This window comes from Paenibacillus sp. YN15 (genome assembly GCF_003285005.1).
Taxonomy (GTDB): Bacteria; Bacillota; Bacilli; order Paenibacillales; family NBRC-103111; genus Paenibacillus_AR.
On sequence record NZ_QMFA01000033.1, the window covers coordinates 1 to 21,499 of the forward strand.

Below are 21,499 nucleotides of genomic sequence, written 5' to 3' on the forward strand. Positions count from 1 at the left end.
ATTCCCATTATTTCCAAATTAACCTACGTTGAAGCAAACTGGATGTCGGTTTCGTTCATTATAACTAACAACTGGCACAGCCCATTTTCCGCCTTTAAGCGCCGCTCAGTTCCGCTACTGCATGCGTAAGCCATTTCCTGCGTCCGCAAGCGTTCTAAGTGCGCTGAGTTTCGTCATTGCATGGACAGAGGCGTTCCCCCCTGCTGTGTGATCCTTCATCGCTCTTCCTACGACCACCTTCTGACCTCCTTCTGACCTCCCTTTGGCGCCTTCCTCCGACCGCCTTCTGACTTCTGACCTCCCATTGGCCCCCTCCAGCCTCCCCCTATCATGCGCCTCATTTCACGGACCCTGGTTTCGTTATTTCGCGCCGCACCTGCCGCGCCGTACAGGCCGGAACGCTCCCCCCATCTGGCCTTTTGCAAAACCAAAATAAGGCAACGGTCAGGGACAACGGAATTTCTCCGCATCCCCTCCCATTGCCTCCAACTGCGCCGCAGCCCCCAGGCATATGGCCTGCCGCCACGGCGCCGCCTCTAGCCTGTCTGCCGCTCACACACCCAGCACTTGCTTGTACAGCGCCACATACTGCTTGGCGGATTGCTCCCAGCCAAAATCCGTTTTGCTGATATTTTTGATGATGGCAGTCCATGCCGCTTCATCCTTATAAGCTTCCAAAGCCCGCTTGATGGCAAACAGCATCTCATGGGCATTGTACTCATAGAAGGTAAACCCGGTGCCTTCCCCGGTAGCCGCGTTGAAGGGGATCACCGTATCCTTCAGCCCGCCGGTTTCCCGCACAATCGGCACGGAGCGGTAGCGGAAAGCGATCAACTGCCCCAATCCGCAAGGCTCGAACAAGGACGGCATCAGGAACATGTCCGAGGCGGCGTAAATTTTCCGGGACAGGCCGTCGCTGAAGGTGATATTGGCGGACACCTTGTCCGAATGCCAATAGGCCTTGTCCTTGAACAGATGCTCGAACCGCCCTTCTCCCGTGCCCAGCACCACCAGCTGCAAGGGCAGCGCCACAATTTCGTCCATCACCGCCTGAATCAGATCCAGCCCCTTCTGGTCCACCAGGCGGGAAACCAGCCCGATCATGGGAATCCGCTCATCCACAGTCAGCCCCAGCTCTGCCTGCAGAGCGGATTTATTGCGGCGCTTTTTGGCCAGAGAGTTGCGGTAAGGCTCCGCCAGATTGGGATCGTTCATGGGATCAAACTGCTCGTTGTCCAGCCCGTTCAATATCCCCACAAGCCCGCCGTGGTGGCTCCGCTCCTGCAGCACACCCTCCATGCCTTCGCCGAAAAAAGCGGTTTTGATTTCCTCGGCATAGGTTTTGCTTACCGTTGTCACCTTGTCCGCGTGGGTCAGTCCGGCCTTCATGCAGTTGCCGTCACCGTAATACTCGATTCCGTTTCCTTCGGCAAACATGCCGTCATCGATCCCCAGCAGGTCCTGCATCAGCTTCCGGTTGTATCTGCCCTGGTAGCGCAGATTATGAATGGTAAACACCGTTTTGATGGATGCATAGAACGGATGGGCGGAATAGTTGCGGCGAAGCAGATAGGGAATCAGTCCCGTTTGCCAGTCATGGCAATGGATAATATCCGGCTTGAAATCCAGATGCGGCAAGGCCTCCAGCACAGCGCGGCTGAAGTAAACGAACCGTTCCGCATCATCGTCGTAACCATAAAGGCCGTTCCGCCTGAAGTAGAATTCATTGTCCACAAAATAATAATGGATTCCGTTTACCTCCAGCTGCTGAATGCCGCAATATTGGTTGCGCCAGCCCAGATAGACGCTGAAGGTGCTGGCGGTTTCCATTTGGTCCCGGAAGTGCTGGGGGATGTCCGCATACTTGGGCAGAATAATTCGCACGTCCACGTGATGATGCCGGAGGGATGCGGGAAGCGAACCGATAACATCGGCCAGCCCTCCCGATTTGACGAATGGAACGGCTTCAGAAGCGGCGAATAGAATGTTCATGCGTGTAATGTCCCTCCAGTCCCCTGGCAACAGGGGGAAGATTCGGATTGCAATTGAATGCCCCGCCACCGACGCCGGCCTAATGGCGGGGCTGCAGGCAAACTCCTCCCAGGAGTCTGTCCGATGGAGTGTTTTAGGCGAATAAATATTCATTGGGTTTCATTCCTTACCGGGAAAGGAGTGCCTTGGATGCTCAAACACGTTTTGTCGGCCTTGATTGGATCATATGTTTAAGGTGTCAAAGCCGCCAAAAAACTCGCCCTCAAGTCACTCCTTTCCCTCCCACTCATTCCACTATGAATATTTATTCACCTTTCCCTTTCGTCGAACAGGCTCCCTAAATCACTTTTTTCTTGGAGGCCACAAAAGGAGCGGTGACGGCGCCCTTCAATACGCGGCCGCTGTTGATCATCACGTCTTTATCCAGAATGGCGTTCTCCACGCTCACATTCTCCTGGATGTCGCAGTTCTGCAGCACAATGCAGTTGCGGAGCACAGCCCCTTTGCGCACCTTCACACCCCGGAAGAGAATGCAGTTCTCCACCTCGCCCTCAATGACGCAGCCGTTGGCGATCATGGCGTTTTTCACATTGGAGTGCTGGGTGTATTTGGCCGGGGGTTCGTCCTTGATCTTGGTGTAGATCAGGCCCGGGCGGGAGAACAGGTCCTTCCAGATGGAGGGATTCAAGAGATTCATGCTGTGATGGTAGTAGGCCTGGATGGTATTGATCACGCCCAGATACCCCTGATAGGGGAAGGCGTTGATCTTCAGGCGGTCCGCATTTTTCATCACCGCATCCCGCACCAGATGGTCATAACCCTGGGCCAGGGAGGTTTCCACCAGATCCAGCAGCAGATCCTTCTTCATGAGGAACATCTCCATGGAGACCTTGCCGCTTTTGAGCCGGCCGGTATGGTCCTGGATATCCTTCACCTGTCCCAGAGGATTGAGGAGAATCCGCCGCGAATGGGAGAAATCATCCTCCTCCATATCCTTGTAAATCATGGTAATATCGGCGCCGGACAGCCGGTGGTGCTCATAAACCTCCGTAAAGTCAATGTTGCAGACCATATGGCTGCGGGTAATCAGCACATAATCCTGGGTGCTGCGGTAGAAATAATCCCGGTGGGCGTAGAAATGGTAAAGGTCGCCCTTCACAATCTCGCGGATCTCGTCCACAGCCGGCGGCAGGATAAACAAACCGCCCCGCTTGCGGTTCAAATCCCACTCCTTGCCGGAGCCCAGGTGGTCCATCAGGGAGCGGTATTTGGTATGGGCGAAAACCGCCACATTCACCATGCCGGAGTTCACCATGCTGGACATGACAAAATCGATCAGACGGTAGCGCGCTCCAAAAGGAACCGAGGCCATGGAGCGCTTGTAGGTCAGCTCCTCCAGATTATCGGGCTCGTTCACCAAGTTCACAACACCAAGCACATTTTTCATGAGGCCAGCTTCCTTTCGTGTGGGATCAGGGCGAAAAGGGCTTATGCAATGATTTCGTGGCTGCCGATCAAAGTAATCTCCTTGCTGTCCGGAGCGCCGATGACGGAGCCGTCCGCCACGATGGTGGCTTCCCCGATAATGGCCCGGTCGATCACGCAGTTCTCCCCGATCTTGACACCGGGCATAATGACGGAATCCCGGATTACCGTACCTTGCCCGACCCGGACGCCGTAGAAGAGAACGGAGTGGTCCACCGTGCCCGCTACGGAGCAGCCCTCGTTCAGGATGGAATTTTTGACGGAAGCGGTTGGGGCAATGTACTGGGCGGGCTGGTTGGGATTCAGGGAATAGATTCTCCAGCTCCGGTCATTCAGGTTCAAGCCCGGCTCCTCCTCCAGGAGATCCATGCTGGCTTCCCAGAGACTCTCCACAGTGCCCACATCCTTCCAATAACCCTGGAACGGGTAGGCCATCAGCTTTTCCCCGGCGTTCAGCATGCCCGGAATTACATCCTTGCCGAAGTCATTGCTGGAGGAGGAGTTCTCCGCATCGGCCATCAGATATTTCTTCAGGACCGGCCAAGTGAAGATGTAGACACCCATGGAGGCCAGATTGCTCTTGGGCGCTTTGGGCTTTTCCTCAAACTCGGTGATCCGGAAGTCCTCATCCGCCTTCATGATGCCGAAGCGGCTGGCCTCCTCCCACTTGACCTCGATAACGGCAATCGTAGCGTCCGCATTCTTTTCCTTGTGGTACTGGAGCATCAGGTCGTAGTCCATCTTGTAGATGTGGTCGCCTGAGATGACCAGTACATATTCCGGCGCGTATTGCTCGATAAAACCAATATTCTGGTATATGGCGTTGGCCGTTCCCTTATACCAGTCGCCGCCCTTGGACTTCATGAAGGGAGGCAGCACGGTGACGCCGCCGCCCTTGCGGTCCAGATCCCACGGTGTTCCGATGCCCAGGTAGGAATTCAGCACCAGGGGCTGATACTGGGTCAGCACCCCCACTGCGTCTATGCCGGAATTGGTGCAGTTGCTCAAGGTGAAATCGATGATTCTGTACTTCCCGCCAAAATGGACGGCCGGCTTTGCCAAATTCTTGGTCAAAGCCCCCAGTCTCCGGCCTTCCCCTCCGGCCAGAAGCATTGCTACACATTCCTTCTGCGGCATACATCATTTCCCCTTTCTCTTGGTTGTATGCTTGAAGAACAAAGCGGAAAACGGCGGAAGCGTAATGCGGATGCTAAACGGCTGCCCATGAAACGGCACGGGCTCCGCGGTAAGCCTGGAGCGCGTCTTCATTCCGCTGCCGCCAAATTCGCCGTCATCGGAATTCAACAGCTCCCGGTAGCTGCCGGCGGCGGGAACCCCGATGCGGTATTCGGGATACCCGTACTCCCGGAAATTCAGTACGGCCAGGATCAGTTCGTCTCCCGATTTGCTCCACCGGACGAAGGACAGGACGCTTTGCTCCGCATTGTCCGCATCAATCCACTGGAAGCCGCCGGGACTGTGATCCTGCTGCCACAAGGCCTTTTCTTTCATGTATATGGCGTTCAGGCTCCGGACATAATGTCGAGTTTTGCCGTGCATGGGATAACCCACCAGCTCCCAGTCCAGATCCTCCATATCCTTCCATTCGTCAAACTGCCCGAATTCACTTCCCATAAACAGCAGCTTCTTGCCGGGATGGGCGGTCATATAGGCATACAGCACACGAAGATTGGCGAACTTCTCCTCATAGCTGCCGGGCATTTTATTGAGCAGCGACTTTTTGCCATGGACCACCTCGTCGTGGGAAAAGGGAAGCACATAATTCTCGGCGTAGGCGTACATCATGGAAAAGGTCATCAGATTGTGCCGGTGCCTGCGTTCCTGCGGGTCCAGCTGCATGTAGCGCAGCACATCATTCATCCAGCCCATGTTCCATTTATAATTAAAGCCAAGCCCTCCCGCATGGACGGGAGCAGTCACCAAAGGCCAGTCCGAGGAATCCTCGGCCACCATTAAGGCGCCGGGGAAATACTGGAACACCGCCTTGTTCAGGCGCTTCAGGAAACCCAGGGCATCCAGATTCTCGTAGCCTCCGTACACATTCCGGGGAGCAGAGGCCTTATCCCGGTCAAACGCCAGATCGATCATGCTGGCCACCGCATCCACCCTAAGCCCGTCCACATGGTACACGTCCATCCAGAAGATGGCGTTGGAGATGAGGAAGCTCACCACCTCCGGCTTGCTGAAATCAAAGCTCAGCGTGCCCCAGCCCCGCTTCTCCGCAATATTCGGATCGGGATGCTCAAACAGGGGAGTGCCGTCGAACAGCCGCAGCCCGTGGTCATCCTTGCAGAAATGCCCGGGCACCCAATCCAGCAAAACGCCGATGCCGTTCTCATGGCAGTGGTTGACGAAATACATCAGTTGCTCTGGCCGCCCGTAGCGGCTGGTAGCGCTGTAATAGCCGGTGGCCTGATAGCCCCAGGAACGGTCGAAGGGATGCTCAATTACGGGAAGCAGCTCAATATGGGTATACCCCATCTCCTTCACATATTGGACCAGCTCCTGCGCATACCCCTCGTAGGTATAAAACACTTCGTTTTCAATATATTTCCATGACCCCAGATGCACCTCATAAATATTCAGGGGTTTGGCAAAAGCGGGCTCCTTCACCTGCTTCCTGCGCCAGCGCGCATCGCTCCAGCGGAAGCCTTCCAGGCTCTTGACAATGGAAGCGGTCCGGGGCCGCAGCTCGGAAAAAAACGCATACGGATCGCTTTTGAGAAAGCGTCTTCCGCTGGGGCCGGTTATCTCGTATTTGTAGACTGTCCCCTCGTCGATTCCGGGAATAAAAAGGGTCCATATCCCGCCGGAGTCAACAAGCTGCTCCATCCGGTGCCCCTCAGCCTTCCAGCCGTTGAAGCCGCCGCTGACCCCCACTTTCCTGGCATGGGGCGCCCATACGGTAAAGCGCACGCCCGGCTCTCCGTCTTCCTCGGCCGGATGCGCACCCAGCATGCGATAGCTGTGGTGCAAATTTCCTTCGTGAAACAAATGCAGATCATGAGCAGTCGGAATACGGTTTGGCAAGCCTGGGATCAACTCCTCTCTACCTTCTTACCCTTTCTAGACCGCAAATACTTTTTCCTTCTTTGGGCTTCGTAAAAAAAGGATGAATTTTTCGAATTTATGGCGTCGTGATCCGCACTGCCGCGTGGGCTCCGTCCCACTCCACCTTGGCGCCGAAGGCTTCGGCAATAAACCGCACCGGCACCATGGTATAGCCGTTAATCAGGCGGGGAGCCGCCTCCAGTTGGTACTCCCTGCCGTTTTGCATGGCTGTGAGGCTGTCGATGGTTACGCTGGCCGTTGTCTCCCCCTTCCGGCCCGTTGCCGTCAGGGCGGCCTGATTCCAGCCGACCTGCGCCCCCACTGCCTCAAAAACGGCGCGCATCGGCACCAGCACATTCCCCTGCCAATTCACCGGCGGCTGCTCAAAGGCAAGGCTCCGGCCGTTCACCGTCACACTTGTCCGCGGCTCCAGAACCAGCTGGCGGGTGACGGCAGGCGTTCCCGCCTGGTTGAAGGCTTTTACCTCCAGGACTGAACCGGGCACAATGCCTCCCGCTTCCAGCTCCACACCCTTATAAGGCGGCAGCTCCGTTTTGAGAAGCATGCCGTTCAGCCGGTATTCCACCTTGCCGTTGTAGACATCGGGAAGCTTGATGTACGGATAAACCACGGTCCGGCCGCTGAAGGCGGCGCTTCCCTGCGCCTTGACATAACCTCCCGCCTTAGACGGCTTGGCCCCGTTCTCCACCTTGGTCAGGAAATGGGAGCTTCCGATGAGCCGCTTATAGGCCTCCATCATGGCGCTGTTGTCCCGGAGCAGGAAATTGTCGGTGACACCGGGCTGGGCAGCGCCCCGGTTAAAGTAAGTAATGGCCTTCAGCCGCGGATACTGCTTGGTCATCACCTCGTAAAGCCGCTCCAGGTTCATAACGCCCCAATCTGTCCAGCTCTTCCCGTCTGTGACCGTAGTATGAGTAACCGCCGTTTCGCTGATCATGACGGGCTTCCTGTCCGCATACAGCCGGTACAGCTCCTCCAGCCTGTCCACAGGCCCCAACCCCGGCTGGGGCTTGGACGGATCGCCGTTTTCGTAGGGGATGCTGTACATGCTGACGCCCACCCAGTCTACTGCGTCATCCCCGGGATAATAGGCGGACATGGTATTAATGGGCACGTCGCCGGGGCTCCACACCATGGCTACGTTAGGCGCCTCCTGCTCCATGATGTCATGGACGAGCTTGAATTTTTCAATGTATTGGGCCGGGTCGCCATGCCAGGGAACCCAATTGCCGTTCATCTCGCAGGCGAAGCGGAGAAAAATGGGGAGACCGGTTGCCTTGGCCCCAGCCGCCCACTGGCGGATATAGTCCCCGTCCTTCACCTCATCCAGACCGTTGCCGGGTTCAAAAGCGATTTGCAGCGCCGCTCCCGCCGCTTTGGCATTGACCGCATACTGTCTGGGGAAAGGTTTGCCCCATTGGGTATAAGCCAGGTAGATGGCGTGCTTCTTATTATAAAATTGCTCCGAGCGGGCATATTGGTTGCCCATCTGCGGGTCCAATTCGGAGTACATGCCCAAATAAGTGCCGTATACCGGCTCAAACTTGGCCAGCCCTCCGCCGTTTCCGCCGCTTGCAGCCGCCAGCGCCGGCTCATCCTCCGTCTGCACATACAGCTCCAGTGTGCTGCGGATTTCCTCCGCCCGGAACAAATCCTGGGCTCCCCAGTCATAACCGGCCTTCAACCAATTTTCATTCTCCAGCTCATAATAATAAATGGCGGTTTCGTACTGCTTCTGCCCGTCATAATATTGGCCCAGATTTTTGGCGTATAGGGCCGCATTTACGGGATTTCCCTCCGCCATATAATGCGTGAGCAGGAGCTTCCACTTGGGGACGGCGGCCTGGAGATCGCCCTTCTGCTCGTCCTGGCGGGCCTGGCGCTCCAGCGCCCAGAAATCCTCGGCGTAGACGGCCGGGGTTCCCGAACCCGCCGAAGCCGCAAGACATGCGGCAACCAGTGCGGCACGCGCTATCCGCTTGATTTTGACATCCGAGCTGATCCGGTTCTCCATGTATTACCCTCCCATATATGGTGAACAATCGATAATATGCAATCCTTTGGGACTTAAGTACCCATAATTCCACTTTATATTATTGTAAGGGGTATCCCGTCTGTTAAGCAAAAACAATTCCCCAAAAGTGACGAGAAGCTCCGAAGCGGAATCCGGATACTTTTGGGGGAGCCCCCGAATGAAAATGGCGCAATACGCTGCATTCTCGCAAAAAAAGATGCGGCCCAGGGAAATTCCTGTCCGCATCTCATTCACCAGCCGTGCGCTTTTTCTGTCCGATCCGCCCGCTCTCCCTCACGCTTCCGCACCTCTTCCGCTTTTGACCAGCCGCAGCGCCTCATCCACCGTCCGGACCGGCGTCCAGTTGGGCCGGTCTTGGCCCTTGCGCTTTATTTTGGCCGCTGCCTGTGTCTGGCACTCCACCGAATAAATGGACCGGAAGGGAGCGCTCAGATAGGTTTGTTTGATCTCCTCGAACATAGGCGCCAGTTCTTGCGTGGAAAGCCGGATTTCCTGCACCTCGACAACCAGTGCGTACTCCTTCGGTTCAATTCTGCTCAAGCGCAGCTCCAGCTCCCGCTGGAACAGCTTGGCCTCGTACACGGTAAAATAACCGGAATAGGAAATGAGCAGAATCCCGTCATTCTGATTCAACGTCATTTTAAACAAATGGTCCACACTCCTAGAGACATGCATCGGAGATTCCTTGCCATGTTATCTTTCCAGGAAGAGACAATTCGCATGGAGTCTGATCTTAAGTATAATGAATGCGGCAACATTCATGTAAGGGCGTTCACAATAATGTCGATGATTAACAGGGTTAGGTATGGCAATATCTTGACAAGGAGCGTTAGATTTGACATGATTCAACCGTATATTGCATGATGAAGTATTGTAATCCGGAAAAGACACCTCTTTAAAAGGAGATTCACGATGTATTTAGCCGACGAATGGAAAGATTATGAGCTTCTGGATACGGGCGGAGGCGAAAAGCTGGAGCGTTGGGGCGGATATATTCTGCGCCGGCCCGATCCGCAGATTATCTGGCCGCTGTTAAATGAAACCGGGCTGTGGAAGGACGCCCATGCCCATTACCACCGCAGCTCAAGCGGAGGCGGACAATGGGAGGAAAAGGTGAAGCTTCCCGAACGCTGGTCCGTATCATACGGGGACCTGAAATTCATCATCAAACCCACCAGCTTCAAGCACACGGGATTGTTTCCCGAGCAGCAGGTAAACTGGAAGTGGATGATGGACAAAATCAGGAACGCGGGGCGGCCCGTCAAGGTGCTGAACCTGTTCGCCTATACCGGCGGCGCCACAGTAGCCTGCGCCAGCGCAGGCGCTGAAGTGTGCCATGTGGATGCGGCCAAGGGCATGGTCACCTGGGCCAAGGAGAACCTGCACCACTCCGGCCTGGGGGATAAGCCTGTCCGGTTCATCACGGACGATGTGTTCAAGTTCGTCCAGCGGGAGCAGCGCCGCGGCAATACCTACGACGCCATCATCATGGACCCGCCCTCCTACGGCCGCGGGCCCAACGGCGAGATGTGGAAGCTGGAGAATGACCTGTACCGCTTCGTGGATTCATGTTCGGCCATTCTCACGGAGAAGCCGCTGTTCTTCCTGATCAACTCGTATACCACAGGGATTTCGGCGACGGTGCTGACCAATATCCTCACCATGGCCATGGGCCGCAAGTACGGAGGCGCTATCTCCAGCGGCGAAATCGGCCTGCCGATTACCGCCAGCTCCCTGGCGCTGCCCTGCGGCATTCTCGGCCGCTGGGAGTCCTAAACCCATGCCTGAGGAGCGCAGACGGGAGATTCCCGTCCTTTATGAGGACAATCATCTGCTCGTGGCCGTAAAGCCGGTGAACATGCCCACCCAGGCGGACGAGTCAGGCGATCCGGACCTGCTCACCGCCCTGAAGGAGGATCTGAAGCTGCGCCACGGGAAGCCGGGCAATGTATTCCTGGGCCTGGTCCACCGGCTGGACCGCCCCGTGGGAGGGGCCATGGTGTTCGCCAAAACCTCCAAGGCCGCCTCCCGGCTTTCGGATGCCGTGCGGACCCGGGCCTTCGGCAAACGGTATTTGGCCGTGGTCCACGGCAGCATGCCGCAGCCTAAGGGAACCCTGCGGCACTATTTGTTGAAGGACAGCCGCACCAATACGGTGAAGGCGGTGGCCGCCGAGTCCCATCCCGACGCCAAGGAGGCGGTGCTGGATTATGAGGTGCTGCAAGCTGCGGAGGGTTTGTCGCTGGTATCCATTGTCCTGCACACGGGGCGCTCCCACCAGATCCGCGTCCAGATGGCGGAGAGCGGCTGTCCCCTGTACGGCGACCAGAAGTATGGAGCCAAGGTGAACCGGCCCGGCCAGCAGCTGGCGCTGTGGTCGGTGTGTGTGGCTTTCGAGCACCCTACCCTGCGGGAGCGGATGGCCTTCTCCTCCCGGCCGCCCGGGGAGTATCCCTGGTCCTTATGGGCGGAGGAACATCTATTACCTTATGGAGGATGAGCCATTATGCGAAACAAGCTGATTTTGCTGAATACGGATCATTGGGGATCGGGCGACGACGCACTGGGACAAACTCTGCTGGAAACCTTCTTCACCTTGCTGAAGCAGGAGCAAGAGCCCCCGGCCGCCATCTTCTGCATGCACCGTGGCGTGCTGAACCTGACGGAAGCTTCGGTGATCGCGCTGCACCTGAAGGAGATTCAGGACAAGGGAGTTCCCGTGCTGGCCTGCAAAACCTGCGTGGATTATTACGGAATCGGCGACAAGCTGTATGCCGGGGAGATTTCCTCGATGAAACGCTTTATCGAGCTTTCCGCGCAGCATGAGGTATTTTCTTTGGTCTGACGCCAAAAAGCACAGCGAAAAAAGGGAAATGGCTGCCGCCCCAGAGCAGTTCCTTTTCCCTTTTTTTATCTTGCCTCCCTATTGCCCGCATGGCTTACAAATTCGCCACCTTGCCCAACAGATAGACCAGCAGCTGCTGATTATGCGAGGAGATCCGGTTCAGGTACGAGTCGAGGAATTGCTTGCGCGCCTCCACTCCTCTGATACATTCCGCCTCCCCTTTGGCCGTAGCCGTTACCCATACGATTCTCCGGTCCTTCTCATCCCTGACCCGTTCAATCAGCCCCGCCTTCTCCATCCGGTCCAGCAGGGTGGTGACAGCCGCCGGGGTAGTGGACAGATGGGGCAAAAAATCCGACGGCTTCATCCTGGTCTCCGGCACCAAAAGCTCCAGCACGGCCAACTGCCCCTCCGTCAGGGCGGGAGCCAGCTCCGTCTCCATATGCGTCTTCAAATCCCGGGACATTTTGGACCATAACTTGCCAAATTCCTGTGCGTACATGATTTCCCCTCATTTTCTGCCTGGGAGTCTGTCCGACGGTGTTTCTTAAGTAAATCAATATTCATCGAATTTCATTCCTTACCGGGAAAGCAGTGCCTTGGATGCTCAAACAGTTTTTGTCGGCCTTGATTTGAATTGAAGGTTTAAGGGCCAAAGCCGCCAAAAAAACTCGCCCTCAAGTCACTCTTTCCCTCCCACTCATTCCATATGAATATTGATTCACTTTTCTCTTTCGTCGGACAGACTCCTAGAGTGATATATCCTGATTATACCATCCCCGATTTGCGGAATAAAGGTTAATGGCGTAAATAATTTATCTCATGAATCGACGCCTTCAGGAACCAAGCGCAGTTTTTCAACATATGCTTTATTGAAATGACGGGACATTCGCCTGGTTTTGTCGGAAGGCATGTTCCACTTATCTTGCGATAACGGAGGGACCCCTATGGAGCTGGAGCAATGGAAAACGGAGATTATTAAGCGCGCGCTGGCCGAAGGTTTGATCCACGATCCCGGCTGGCTGAACAAAAAAGACGAGCCCATGCCCGTGTGGGCGGTGCTCGAAGTTGCCTTGCTATTATTGGAAAAGCTGGACCCGCCTTGCGCCACCTACGACTGAAGCACCGGCAGGCGGATAACGGAGGCGACCTGCGTGCCCTTCACGACGGGAATCAGGCTGATGCCTACGGATTTCCGATCCTCGATGGGCGTCTCCTCGGTGGTGAACACATAACGGTCATCATTGCTGTTTACGGCTATTAGAGCAAAGGGCGTTTTCACCGCAAAACCGGCAACAAGCGACGAACCGTTGGGACGCACCCGCTTGCCCTCCTTGAATTCAAAGGTAATGACGCCCTTTCCGCCCCGTCCCTGCAGAGGATAATCGAAGACAAAAGAACGTTTGACATAACCAAGATCGCTGACTACCAGAATTTCGCCTTCCTCGCCACGGACCCACTCCGCCGCTACAACCTCATCCTCGTCGCGCAGCTGAAGCCCTCTGACGCCTCCGGCGGCCCTGCCCATGGGGTTCACTTCCGACTCCTGGAAGCGGATGCTCATGCCAAGCTTGCTGACCAGCACCAGCTCCCGGCTGTTGTCGGACAGCTCCACCTTCAGCACCTCGTCGCCGTCCGCCACCTTGCAGGCCACAATCCCGTTGGTACGGGTGGTCTCGTACTCCTTCAGCTCCGTACGCTTCACCTGGCCCCGTTTGGTGACGAAAACCAGGGACTTGTCCGGGTCCTGGAAGCTCTTCAGCGGAATAACGCTGACCGGCTGGTCATCCTTGGGAATGGGAATGACATTGACCAGAGCGGTGCCGTTGTCCTTCCATTTGAATTCGGGAATCTGATGGACAGGCAGCATGTAATACTGGCCCTTCTTGGTAAAAATCAACAGCTTCTCCACCGTATTGACTTCCAGGAGAGCCTTCAGATAGTCCCCCGCCTTCAGCCCCGTGCTGCCGATGTCGCCGCCGGACCGGGTAAAGCTGAGCTTGCTGATCCGTTTGATATACCCCTCGTTGGACAAGGTAACCAGCACATCCTCCGCCGTTACCAGAACCTCCACGTTCACCTTCAGCTCCTCTACCTCGCCCTGAATCTCCGAACGGCGGTCGATGCCGTATTTGTCCCGGATCTCGGTCAATTCGCCCTTGATCACCTTCACCAGTTTGGCCGGGCTGGAAAGAATCTCGCGCAAATTGCCGATGAGCTTTTGCAGCTCGCGGTGCTCCTTCTCCAGGGCATGGATTTCCAGATTGGTCAGCCTGTACAGCTGCAGGGTGAGAATCGCGTCGGCCTGGCGCTCGGTAAACCCGTATTGCTCCACCAGATTCTTTTGGGCGTCGGCGCGGTTCTTGGAGGCCTTGATGGTGGCGATCACCTCGTCCAGGATGTTCAGAGCCTTCACAAGCCCTTCCAGGACGTGAGCGCGGTCCTCCGCCTTCTCCAGCTCATATTGGGTCCGGTTGGTGACAACCTCCTTCTGGTGGGCGATATAGGCCGTGAGAAGGGCTTTGACGCCCAGCTGCATGGGAGTTTTATTGACGATGGCCACCATGTTGAAGTTATAGGCCACCTGGAGATCGGTTTTCTTCAGCAAAAAGGCGAGAATCCCCTGGGCATCGGCTTCTTTTTTCAGCTCGATGACAATCCGCAGGCCGGCCCGGCCGCTTTCGTCCCGGACCTCGGCAATGCCCTCCACCTTTTTCTCCAGGCGAAGATTTTCAATGGCAGTCACCAGACGGGATTTCACCACCTGATACGGAATCTCCGTAATGATGATCTGCTGGCGGCCGCCGCGCAAATCCTCGATGGCTGTGCGGGAGCGCAGATAGATGCGGCCCTTGCCGGTGCGGAACGCCTCCTTGATGCCTTCTTCGCCCATAATAATGCCGCCTGTAGGGAAATCCGGTCCCTGGATAACGGTCATCAGCTCTTCCAGAGTGGTATCCGGCTTTTCCATCAGCATGATGGCGCCCTGGATCACCTCCCGGAGGTTATGGGGAGGAATTTCCGTGGCGAAGCCGGAGGAAATGCCGCTGACCCCGTTCACCAGCAGGTTCGGATACCGGGAGGGCAGGACTGTCGGTTCCTTGGCTGTATTGTCGAAGTTGTCCTTGAACAGCACTGTCCGTTTGTCGATATCCCGGAGCAGCTCCATGGCAATTTCCGACAGGCGGGCTTCCGTATACCGCATGGCCGCAGCCGGGTCATCGTCCATCGAGCCCCAGTTGCCGTGGCCGTCCACCAGCACATGCCCCATCTTCCAAGGCTGGGCCATCCGGACCATGCCCTCATAGATGGAGGAGTCGCCATGGGGATGGAAATTGCCCATAACATCGCCCACGGTTTTGGCCGACTTGCGGTACGGCTTGTCCGGGGTGTTGCCGGCATCGTACATGGCGTACAGAATCCGCCGCTGCACGGGCTTCAATCCGTCGCGCACATCGGGTATAGCCCGGTCCTGAATAATATATTTGGAATAACGGCCGAACCGGTCCCCAACTACCTCTTCCAGGAAGGCCGGCATAATTTGCTCCATCATACTCAACAGTATCACCACTTTCTCTGTAATAACATGGTCCTAGTCCCTGGACTGGATATGTTATGTAAATCAGCGGGAGTCAGACTATCCTAACGGAAGTGAGAGACGCTATTTGTTGAAAAACAGCGTCCCCCGAATTCTAACGGCGGCCAGAGCCGTTAATGGCAGCATTTCCGCCCCATTTAGGCTGATCCATATGAAATAGCGGCGCCTACTTCCGTTAGAATCGCCAAGCCCTATTTTGGGGCCAAATAAAGTCTATGACTTCCGTTAGAAGTTTGGCTACTCCTCGAATTCGGTAAAATCCACGTTTTCCACAATCCAGCGCTTCCGCGGCTCTACCTTGTCTCCCATCAGTGTGGATACCCGGCGCTCCGCCTTGGCGGCATCCTCAATCTGCACCTGATAAAGCATCCGGCCGGCCGGGTCCATGGTCGTCTCCCACAGCTGCTCCGGGTTCATTTCGCCCAACCCCTTGTAGCGCTGAAGCTCATACCCCTTGCCCAGCTCCTTGGCCGCCTGCTGCAGCTCCTCGTCGGAGAAGACGTACTTCAGCATGGTGTTTTTGCCGGATTTCTTGGAGATTTTATACAGCGGCGGATTGGCGATGAACACCCGGCCCGTATCAATCAGCGGCTTCATATACCGGTAAAAGAAGGTCAACAGCAGCACCTGGATATGCGCGCCGTCGGTATCCGCATCCGTCATAATAATGATCTTGCCGTAGTTGGATTCATCCGGATCAAACTCCGAACCCACCCCCGCGCCGATGGCGGAAATAATCGCTCTGTATTCATCATTCTTCATGATGTCCGCCAGCTTGGCTTTTTCCGGATTCATCGGCTTGCCCTTCAGGGGCAGAATCGCCTGATGCTTGGAGTCCCGGCCCTGCTTGGCGGAGCCGCCGGCGGAATCGCCTTCCACAATGAACAGCTCATTGTTGATATAATCCTTGGACTGGGCAGGGGTCAGCTTGCCGTTCAGGTTGGAGCTTTCGCCTTTGCCTTTTTTGCCGCTGCGCACTTCTTCCCTGGCCTTGCGGGCCGCCTCGCGGGCTTTGGAGGCCTGAACCGCCTTCTTCAGCAGGCCTTGGCCGATCTGCGGGTTCTCCTCCAGGAACACTCCCAGCTTCTCAGACACCACGGAATCCACCGCTCCCCGGGCCGATGCGCTGCCCAACTGGTCCTTGGTCTGGCCGACAAACTCAACCTCGCCCATTTTGATATTGATGACCGCCATCATGCCTTCCCGCAGGTCGGCGCCTTCCAGGTTTTTGTCCTTCTCCTTGAGAAGGGCGATTTTGCGGGCATATTCGTTCATCACCCGGGTGAAAGCGGTCTTAAATCCCGTTTCGTGGGTGCCGCCCCCCCGAGTGGGGATGGAGTTGACGAAGGAGGCGATGGTTTCGGTGTAGCCGTCATTGTATTGGAGCGCCACCTCGACCTCAATGTCGTCCTTTTCCGCGGAAAAATGGATCACCGGGTGGAGCACCGTTTTTTCCTCGTTCAGAAACTCCACAAACTGGCTGGCGCCGCCTTCGTACAGGAATGTATCCTCCCGCCCGCTGCGCTCGTCCTTCAGGACAATGTTCAATCCGGAGTTGAGGAAAGCAATCTCCTGGAGGCGTTCGGCCAGGGTATCGTAGCTGACGGCAATGCCCCCGGGAAACACCTTAATATCCGGCTTAAAGGTAACGCTGGTGCCGGTGCGGTTGGTATTGCCCAGCACCTCCAGGCCGGTAACGGGCTCGCCCACATGCTCGTTCCCCTTGCCGTCCACCCAGGACTCGAAGCGCATCCGGTGGGTTTTGCCCTCCCGCCAGATGGTCACCTCCAGCCATTCGGAAAGCGCATTGGTAACCGACGCGCCTACACCATGAAGGCCGCCGGATTTTTTGTAGCCGGCCCCGCCAAACTTGCCGCCGGCATGAAGAACCGTATACACCACCTGCGGCGTCGGTACTCCCGTTTTGTGCATCCCTGTGGGAACGCCCCGCCCGTTGTCCTTCACTGTGACGGAATGATCCTTATGTATAGTCACTTGAATATCCGTGCAATATTTGGCCAGATGCTCGTCCACCGCATTATCGACGATTTCCCACACCAGATGGTGAAGTCCCGAGGGTCCGGTGCTGCCGATATACATTCCGGGGCGTTTGCGGACGGCCACAAGGCCCTCCAACACCTGAATATCATCTGCATCGTATCCGGTTGCCTGGGTTTGTCCCGCATTTGCAAACAACTCTATTTGTTCCGCCATCGGCGTGCCTCACCTTCGTTTCATAAGTCAGCAATCCAATCATCTGCTGCAAGCCTGAAGCGCCCACTGTGCTGCTTCCTGGCTTCCCCATCGTGAATCGGCATAATAAATTTCCGCTAAAGACGTACCCGCTTCTTGATTTGCTTCGACAATTATTTATTTTAATTTAAAACATCACGCTTTGTAAACACCGCGTATGCGGTGATCAGCGCGCCCACCGCCCATACGGTCAGCACAATCAGGGAAAAAGTCAGGGTCAGACCGGGGATAGAGGGCAGGTCGCCGGTGAGAAAATCGATGGTGCCCAGGTTCAGCATAAACAGGTATTTGGCGCTGGTCCAGGAGGAAGCCATCTCGGACAGGATGGTTCCGGCGATAAGAGTGGCCAGCATAATCCCCATCCCCGCCGCGGTGCTGCGCACCAGGACCGACACCATCAGAGTGATGCAGGCGACCACCACCAGCGGGTACCAGGCCAGCCCGTATTCCATCAGGATAAATTTCCACTGGGAAACAGCGTACACATCCGCCGTGGACAGCTCCTCTCCCACCACACGATAGCCCACCAGCACCGGCTCTCCCCAGCCGTGAAAGCCAAAAACCGCCCCGGATACCCCATAGCTGACCAACCCGATCATAACCGCAATAAGGGAGACAAACATAATAAGCGCTATCAATTTGCTTGTCAACACCTTCCACCTGGCCACAGGCCGGGTCAACAGCAGCTTGATGGTGCCCGAGGAGTGCTCCGAGGACACCAAATCCGCCCCCACTACGGCGATTAGAAGCGGGACGAACAAGGACAGGGCATTTTTCATAAACTCCCGGGTAAACGTCACTCCATTGGGGGTGCTGGGGTTCACGTTTTTGTCCAAGGCATATTCAATACGGGTCATCTCCACCCGCATATATTTTTTCCAATCCTCCGATATCCGCGGGCTGGACATACGGTTGGTCATATCCTTCAGCCGCTGCTCCGCTTCAATCCTCCAGTTGCTGGTGCCGAACTGCTTTTCCCGCTCCGCCGAAACCCGGTATTGGGCATAGGTAAACATGGGGATCAGCACCAGCAGGATCAGCACAACCACCAGAAAGCGGCGCTTTTTGATCAGCTTGATGGTTTCATTCTGAACCAGGGGATACAGGCTACTCAATGCGCTCACCCTCCGTCAGACGCAGGAACAGCTCCTCCAGCGTCGGATGTTTGATGGAAACCTCATACAGGGATACCTGATGGTCCTGGAGCGCCCGGGATAACGCCGGAATGTCCCCGGTGCCCATTTCCGTGCGGATGCCCTGCTCCGCCTCCGTTCCCTTGAGCTCCTCCGCCTGCACCGTCTCCCTTTCTTCCGCCAGCTGCACACCGGGAAATGCCCCAATTACCTTCAAAGCAGTCTCCCGCGGCGCAGTATGCCACATCACCGTACTGATATTCTTCTCGATCAAATCCTTAACCTCGCCTACGGCAATCACTTCCCCGTGGCTGATAATCGCCACCCGGTCGCACATAAGCTGGATTTCCGAGAGCAGGTGGCTGGATACAAATACACTTAAGCCCTCCTCAGCCAGCTTGCGGATAAACTCCCGCATTTCCTTGATGCCCTGGGGGTCCAAACCGTTGGTAGGCTCATCCAAAATCAGCAGCTTGGGGGAGCCCAGCAAGGCCTGGGCAATGCCCAGACGCTGGCGCATGCCGAGGGAGTAGGTTTTCACCTTGTCCCGAATCCGCTGCTCCATCCCCACAATGACCACAACCTCCCGGATACGCGCTTCCGTAACGCCGGGGATCATCCGGGCAAAATGCTCCAGGTTCTCCCACCCTGTCAGATAAGGATACAGCTCCGGATTCTCCACAATGCAGCCGATCTGCCGCAATGCCTCAAAGGGCCTGTCCTGCAGCGGAATGCCGCAAATTTCGATGCTCCCCTCCGTGGGGCGGATCAAATTCACCAGCATCCGGATGGTAGTGGTTTTACCGGCCCCGTTGGGACCGAGAAATCCGAACACCTCTCCGGCGCCTACGTCAAAGCTAACCCCTTTGATGATCCATTTGCTGCGGATTTTTTTCTTTAAATTTTTAACGGACAGCACCGTTTCTCCGGGCTTCATCCGCATCAGCCTCCTGTCCTGATAACCTGCGCCACACGCGCTGCAATCTCTTCATAGGCGGCCGTATTGGGGTGAAAATGGTCGGTGTAAAGCAATTCCTGCCCGAAATTCTGGAACAGGTCATAGGTGGGCACCACCGTAACGTTGGAGTGGCGGTTGGACGCCACGAAAGCGGCATTGTTCCAGCGCCCGATCCATTCGGCTGCCTGGCGCTCGGGATCAAATTCGGCAAAAGGATGGTACAAGCCCACATACACGATTTGAGCCTTGGGATTGGCTGTGGCCAGCTTGTCGATAATCGTCTCCAGCCGGTTGATGGAGGAAGGAAACTCCTTGGCCAAGGCGGCATAATCAAAGGATATATCCCCAGGGAGAGCGGCCGTGCCCGGTGAAGCGGAGCCTTCGGATGCAGGAGCTCCAGAAGCAATCCCTGCAGCAGGCGAAACGGCAGGTGCAGGAGTGGAAGCTCCGGTGAATCCGGCAATTTGGGTCGCCACCCGGTTGAGATCATTGCCTCCAATGGTAAATAGGATAATGTCCGCTTGAGCGATATAATCCTGGGCGGCGGGTTTGGCGATGTCCGCCAGCATTTCCGTTGTGGCAGCCCCGCTTACCGCATAATTCCAGACAAACACAGGCTTTTCCGTTTTGTTCTCCAGCAGTTTTTTTACCTTGCCCACATAACCCTCGGCATCGTCGTCCCCCACGCCACGGGTCAGCGAATCCCCCAAAGCAAGAATTTGCAGCTTGTCCCGGCGCTCAGGTGCTGCCGAGGCGGACGGCACAGCCGATTCCAGTGTTTCCCCTTGGGGAACAAGCACAGTTTTGATGCCGTACACCAGACCTGCGATCAGCAGCAGGGTGGTTAGAAGCCCGGCAGTTCCGGCAATCCGCCAGAGCATTCGGGTATTGCTCATGTCAGAAGTCCCCCATTCCTCGTCTGCTTGTCTAATGAATTCACATAAAGTAAGAGTAAGTCTTCCTGCCGCAATTTGCAAATACATGAAAATTCAGCGCAAAAACAATCCCCCAAAAGTGACACGAAGCTTTGAAGCGCAACACCCTGCATTTTCGCAAAAAAAAAAAAAAGAAGCCGTGCAAACGGCTTCTAGTGAACGACATTTTCCTTGGTGGGAATGAAGATTTCGAACACGTCACCGTGCTGCAAAATCGTAATATCCTTGGACTTGACCTTCATCACTACCACATCGGGCTTGGCCTTCATGCGCTCGATATAATGCTCCGGCACCTCTCCCGCTTCGCTGACGGTTACGCCTTCAATAACGCGTTCTTCGTTATCCTTAAAAGAAATGTTCAGCACTTCTTCATAGATATCGGAGAAAAGCTCAAAATTCTTGGTGTATACGGCAATGCACTTCAATGTAATCCCATCCTTTAAATGTTCAAGTGAATACAGTGGTGGAACCGGTACTGCTTTCCTTAGATTTCCTGTTTCCGCCGGTTTTCATACGTTTTTTGCCTTCTTTGCAGACATCCAGCAGCGGACATACGCCGCAAGCGGGATTTTGCGCCTTGCAATGGTAACGGCCGAAAAAAATCAGCCTGTGATGCGTCATCGTCCATTCATCCCGGGGAACGCCTTCCATCAGGCGTTTCTCCACTTCCAGGACCGAATCGGTCTCTTTGGCGATGCCCAGCCGCTTGGACACACGTTCCACATGCGTATCCACTGCGATAGCAGGTACACCGAATGCATTGGACACAACAACATTGGCCGTTTTGCGGCCTACCCCGGGCAGCTTGACAAGCTCCTCATGCGCCTCCGGGATTTGTCCATGATAATTCTCCAGCAGGATCCGGCACAAGCTCTGAATATTCTTCGCTTTGTTGCGGAACAGGCCGATGCGTCTGATGTCCTGCTCCAATTCGGAGACAGGAACAGCAATATAATCCTCGGGCGTACGGTATTTTTGAAAAAGGGTTGCGGTCACTTTATTCACCGTCTCATCCGTACATTGAGCGGAGAGCAAAACGGCAATGGTCAACTCGAAGGGATTCGAGTGATTCAGCTCACAATGGGCATCCGGAAACATTCCAGCAATGGTATCCAGAATATGACGCAACTGCTTTTTATTCATACGGCGGTCTTCACCTCCGATGATTGCCG

Annotated in this window: 18 protein-coding genes; 4 read left to right on the forward strand and 14 right to left on the reverse strand. The window is 55.7% G+C overall.

Annotated features, from left to right (window positions below):
• Window positions 1-552: 552 nt before the first annotated feature.
• The 6 genes from glgA to DQG13_RS21850 form a co-directional block, all read right to left on the reverse strand.
• Window positions 553-1,992 (reverse strand): glycogen synthase GlgA, encoded by a 1,440-nt coding sequence (glgA, locus tag DQG13_RS21825; protein WP_113022153.1) that lies wholly within the window; start codon window positions 1,990-1,992, stop codon window positions 553-555.
• A gap of 337 nt (window positions 1,993-2,329) precedes the next feature.
• The gene (gene glgD, locus DQG13_RS21830; protein ID WP_113022155.1) at window positions 2,330-3,439 is read right to left on the reverse strand and encodes a glucose-1-phosphate adenylyltransferase subunit GlgD; all 1,110 of its coding nucleotides are present in this window, start codon (window positions 3,437-3,439) and stop codon (window positions 2,330-2,332) included.
• Between the two features lie 41 nt (window positions 3,440-3,480).
• The gene (locus DQG13_RS21835) at window positions 3,481-4,614 is read right to left on the reverse strand and encodes a glucose-1-phosphate adenylyltransferase (protein WP_113022158.1); all 1,134 of its coding nucleotides are present in this window, start codon (window positions 4,612-4,614) and stop codon (window positions 3,481-3,483) included.
• A 3-nt stretch (window positions 4,615-4,617) separates the two neighbouring features.
• Window positions 4,618-6,528, reverse strand: a complete 1,911-nt coding sequence (gene glgB, locus DQG13_RS21840) for a 1,4-alpha-glucan branching protein GlgB (RefSeq protein WP_113022160.1) — start codon at window positions 6,526-6,528, stop codon at window positions 4,618-4,620.
• Window positions 6,529-6,625: 97 nt separating this feature from the next.
• Window positions 6,626-8,584 (reverse strand): stalk domain-containing protein, encoded by a 1,959-nt coding sequence (locus DQG13_RS21845; protein WP_113022162.1) that lies wholly within the window; start codon window positions 8,582-8,584, stop codon window positions 6,626-6,628.
• Window positions 8,585-8,878: 294 nt separating this feature from the next.
• Window positions 8,879-9,253 (reverse strand): hypothetical protein, encoded by a 375-nt coding sequence (locus DQG13_RS21850; protein ID WP_113022164.1) that lies wholly within the window; start codon window positions 9,251-9,253, stop codon window positions 8,879-8,881.
• Window positions 9,254-9,517: 264 nt separating this feature from the next.
• Between DQG13_RS21850 and DQG13_RS21855 the strand changes: the two genes are divergently transcribed.
• The 3 genes from DQG13_RS21855 to DQG13_RS21865 are packed head-to-tail and all read left to right on the forward strand — an operon-like array spanning window position 9,518 to window position 11,450.
• Window positions 9,518-10,381: a class I SAM-dependent methyltransferase gene (locus tag DQG13_RS21855; protein WP_113022166.1), complete on the forward strand. Its 864-nt coding sequence runs from the start codon at window positions 9,518-9,520 to the stop codon at window positions 10,379-10,381.
• Window positions 10,382-10,385: 4 nt separating this feature from the next.
• On the forward strand, window positions 10,386-11,105 hold the full coding sequence (locus DQG13_RS21860) for an RluA family pseudouridine synthase (protein ID WP_113022168.1): 720 nt from the start codon (window positions 10,386-10,388) through the stop codon (window positions 11,103-11,105).
• Window positions 11,106-11,111: 6 nt separating this feature from the next.
• Window positions 11,112-11,450, forward strand: a complete 339-nt coding sequence (locus DQG13_RS21865) for a DsrE family protein (RefSeq protein WP_113022170.1) — start codon at window positions 11,112-11,114, stop codon at window positions 11,448-11,450.
• Between the two features lie 94 nt (window positions 11,451-11,544).
• Here DQG13_RS21865 and DQG13_RS21870 read toward each other — a convergent pair whose 3' ends face one another.
• Window positions 11,545-11,952, reverse strand: coding sequence for a MarR family winged helix-turn-helix transcriptional regulator (locus tag DQG13_RS21870; protein ID WP_113022172.1), 408 nt, complete (start codon window positions 11,950-11,952; stop codon window positions 11,545-11,547).
• 445 nt (window positions 11,953-12,397) lie between these two features.
• On the opposite strand from DQG13_RS21870, the gene DQG13_RS30950 reads away from it, so the two are divergent.
• Window positions 12,398-12,571, forward strand: coding sequence for a hypothetical protein (locus DQG13_RS30950; protein WP_181592921.1), 174 nt, complete (start codon window positions 12,398-12,400; stop codon window positions 12,569-12,571).
• Here DQG13_RS30950 and gyrA read toward each other — a convergent pair.
• The 7 genes from gyrA to nth all read right to left on the reverse strand — a co-directional run bounded on the left by gyrA (window position 12,562) and on the right by nth (window position 21,470).
• Entirely contained in the window at window positions 12,562-15,009 is a 2,448-nt protein-coding gene (gene gyrA, locus DQG13_RS21875) for a DNA gyrase subunit A (RefSeq protein WP_113022174.1), read from the reverse strand. The genes DQG13_RS30950 and gyrA overlap by 10 nt on opposite strands.
• A 276-nt stretch (window positions 15,010-15,285) precedes the next feature.
• Window positions 15,286-17,262 (reverse strand): DNA topoisomerase IV subunit B, encoded by a 1,977-nt coding sequence (gene parE / locus DQG13_RS21880; RefSeq protein ID WP_113022175.1) that lies wholly within the window; start codon window positions 17,260-17,262, stop codon window positions 15,286-15,288.
• A gap of 161 nt (window positions 17,263-17,423) precedes the next feature.
• The gene (locus DQG13_RS21885) at window positions 17,424-18,416 is read right to left on the reverse strand and encodes an ABC transporter permease (protein ID WP_113022177.1); all 993 of its coding nucleotides are present in this window, start codon (window positions 18,414-18,416) and stop codon (window positions 17,424-17,426) included.
• Window positions 18,409-19,371 carry an ABC transporter ATP-binding protein gene (locus DQG13_RS21890; RefSeq protein WP_113022179.1) on the reverse strand — a complete coding sequence of 321 codons (963 nt, stop codon included), beginning with the start codon at window positions 19,369-19,371 and terminating at the stop codon, window positions 18,409-18,411. Before DQG13_RS21890 ends, DQG13_RS21885 begins: the two co-directional genes overlap by 8 nt.
• Before the next feature lie 5 nt (window positions 19,372-19,376).
• On the reverse strand, window positions 19,377-20,288 hold the full coding sequence (locus DQG13_RS21895; RefSeq protein ID WP_181592916.1) for a GDSL-type esterase/lipase family protein: 912 nt from the start codon (window positions 20,286-20,288) through the stop codon (window positions 19,377-19,379).
• A gap of 191 nt (window positions 20,289-20,479) precedes the next feature.
• Complete coding sequence (locus DQG13_RS21900; RefSeq protein ID WP_113022183.1) at window positions 20,480-20,752, reverse strand: NAD/NADP transhydrogenase alpha subunit; 273 nt, start codon at window positions 20,750-20,752, stop codon at window positions 20,480-20,482.
• A 22-nt stretch (window positions 20,753-20,774) separates the two neighbouring features.
• Entirely contained in the window at window positions 20,775-21,470 is a 696-nt protein-coding gene (gene nth, locus DQG13_RS21905; protein WP_113022185.1) for an endonuclease III, read from the reverse strand.
• Between the last annotated feature and the right edge of the window lie 29 nt (window positions 21,471-21,499).

Coding starts and splice junctions, on each gene's coding strand:
- glgA (WP_113022153.1), bottom strand. CDS start 1,992: ATGAACATTCTATTCGCCGCTTCTGAAGCCGTTCCATTCGTCAAATCG.
- glgD (WP_113022155.1), bottom strand. CDS start 3,439: ATGAAAAATGTGCTTGGTGTTGTGAACTTGGTGAACGAGCCCGATAAT.
- DQG13_RS21835 (WP_113022158.1), bottom strand. CDS start 4,614: ATGCCGCAGAAGGAATGTGTAGCAATGCTTCTGGCCGGAGGGGAAGGC.
- DQG13_RS21845 (WP_113022162.1), bottom strand. CDS start 8,584: ATGGAGAACCGGATCAGCTCGGATGTCAAAATCAAGCGGATAGCGCGT.
- DQG13_RS21855 (WP_113022166.1), top strand. CDS start 9,518: ATGTATTTAGCCGACGAATGGAAAGATTATGAGCTTCTGGATACGGGC.
- DQG13_RS21860 (WP_113022168.1), top strand. CDS start 10,386: ATGCCTGAGGAGCGCAGACGGGAGATTCCCGTCCTTTATGAGGACAAT.
- DQG13_RS21865 (WP_113022170.1), top strand. CDS start 11,112: ATGCGAAACAAGCTGATTTTGCTGAATACGGATCATTGGGGATCGGGC.
- DQG13_RS21870 (WP_113022172.1), bottom strand. CDS start 11,952: ATGTACGCACAGGAATTTGGCAAGTTATGGTCCAAAATGTCCCGGGAT.
- DQG13_RS30950 (WP_181592921.1), top strand. CDS start 12,398: ATGGAGCTGGAGCAATGGAAAACGGAGATTATTAAGCGCGCGCTGGCC.
- parE (WP_113022175.1), bottom strand. CDS start 17,262: ATGGCGGAACAAATAGAGTTGTTTGCAAATGCGGGACAAACCCAGGCA.
- DQG13_RS21890 (WP_113022179.1), bottom strand. CDS start 19,371: ATGAAGCCCGGAGAAACGGTGCTGTCCGTTAAAAATTTAAAGAAAAAA.
- DQG13_RS21895 (WP_181592916.1), bottom strand. CDS start 20,288: ATGAGCAATACCCGAATGCTCTGGCGGATTGCCGGAACTGCCGGGCTT.
- nth (WP_113022185.1), bottom strand. CDS start 21,470: ATGAATAAAAAGCAGTTGCGTCATATTCTGGATACCATTGCTGGAATG.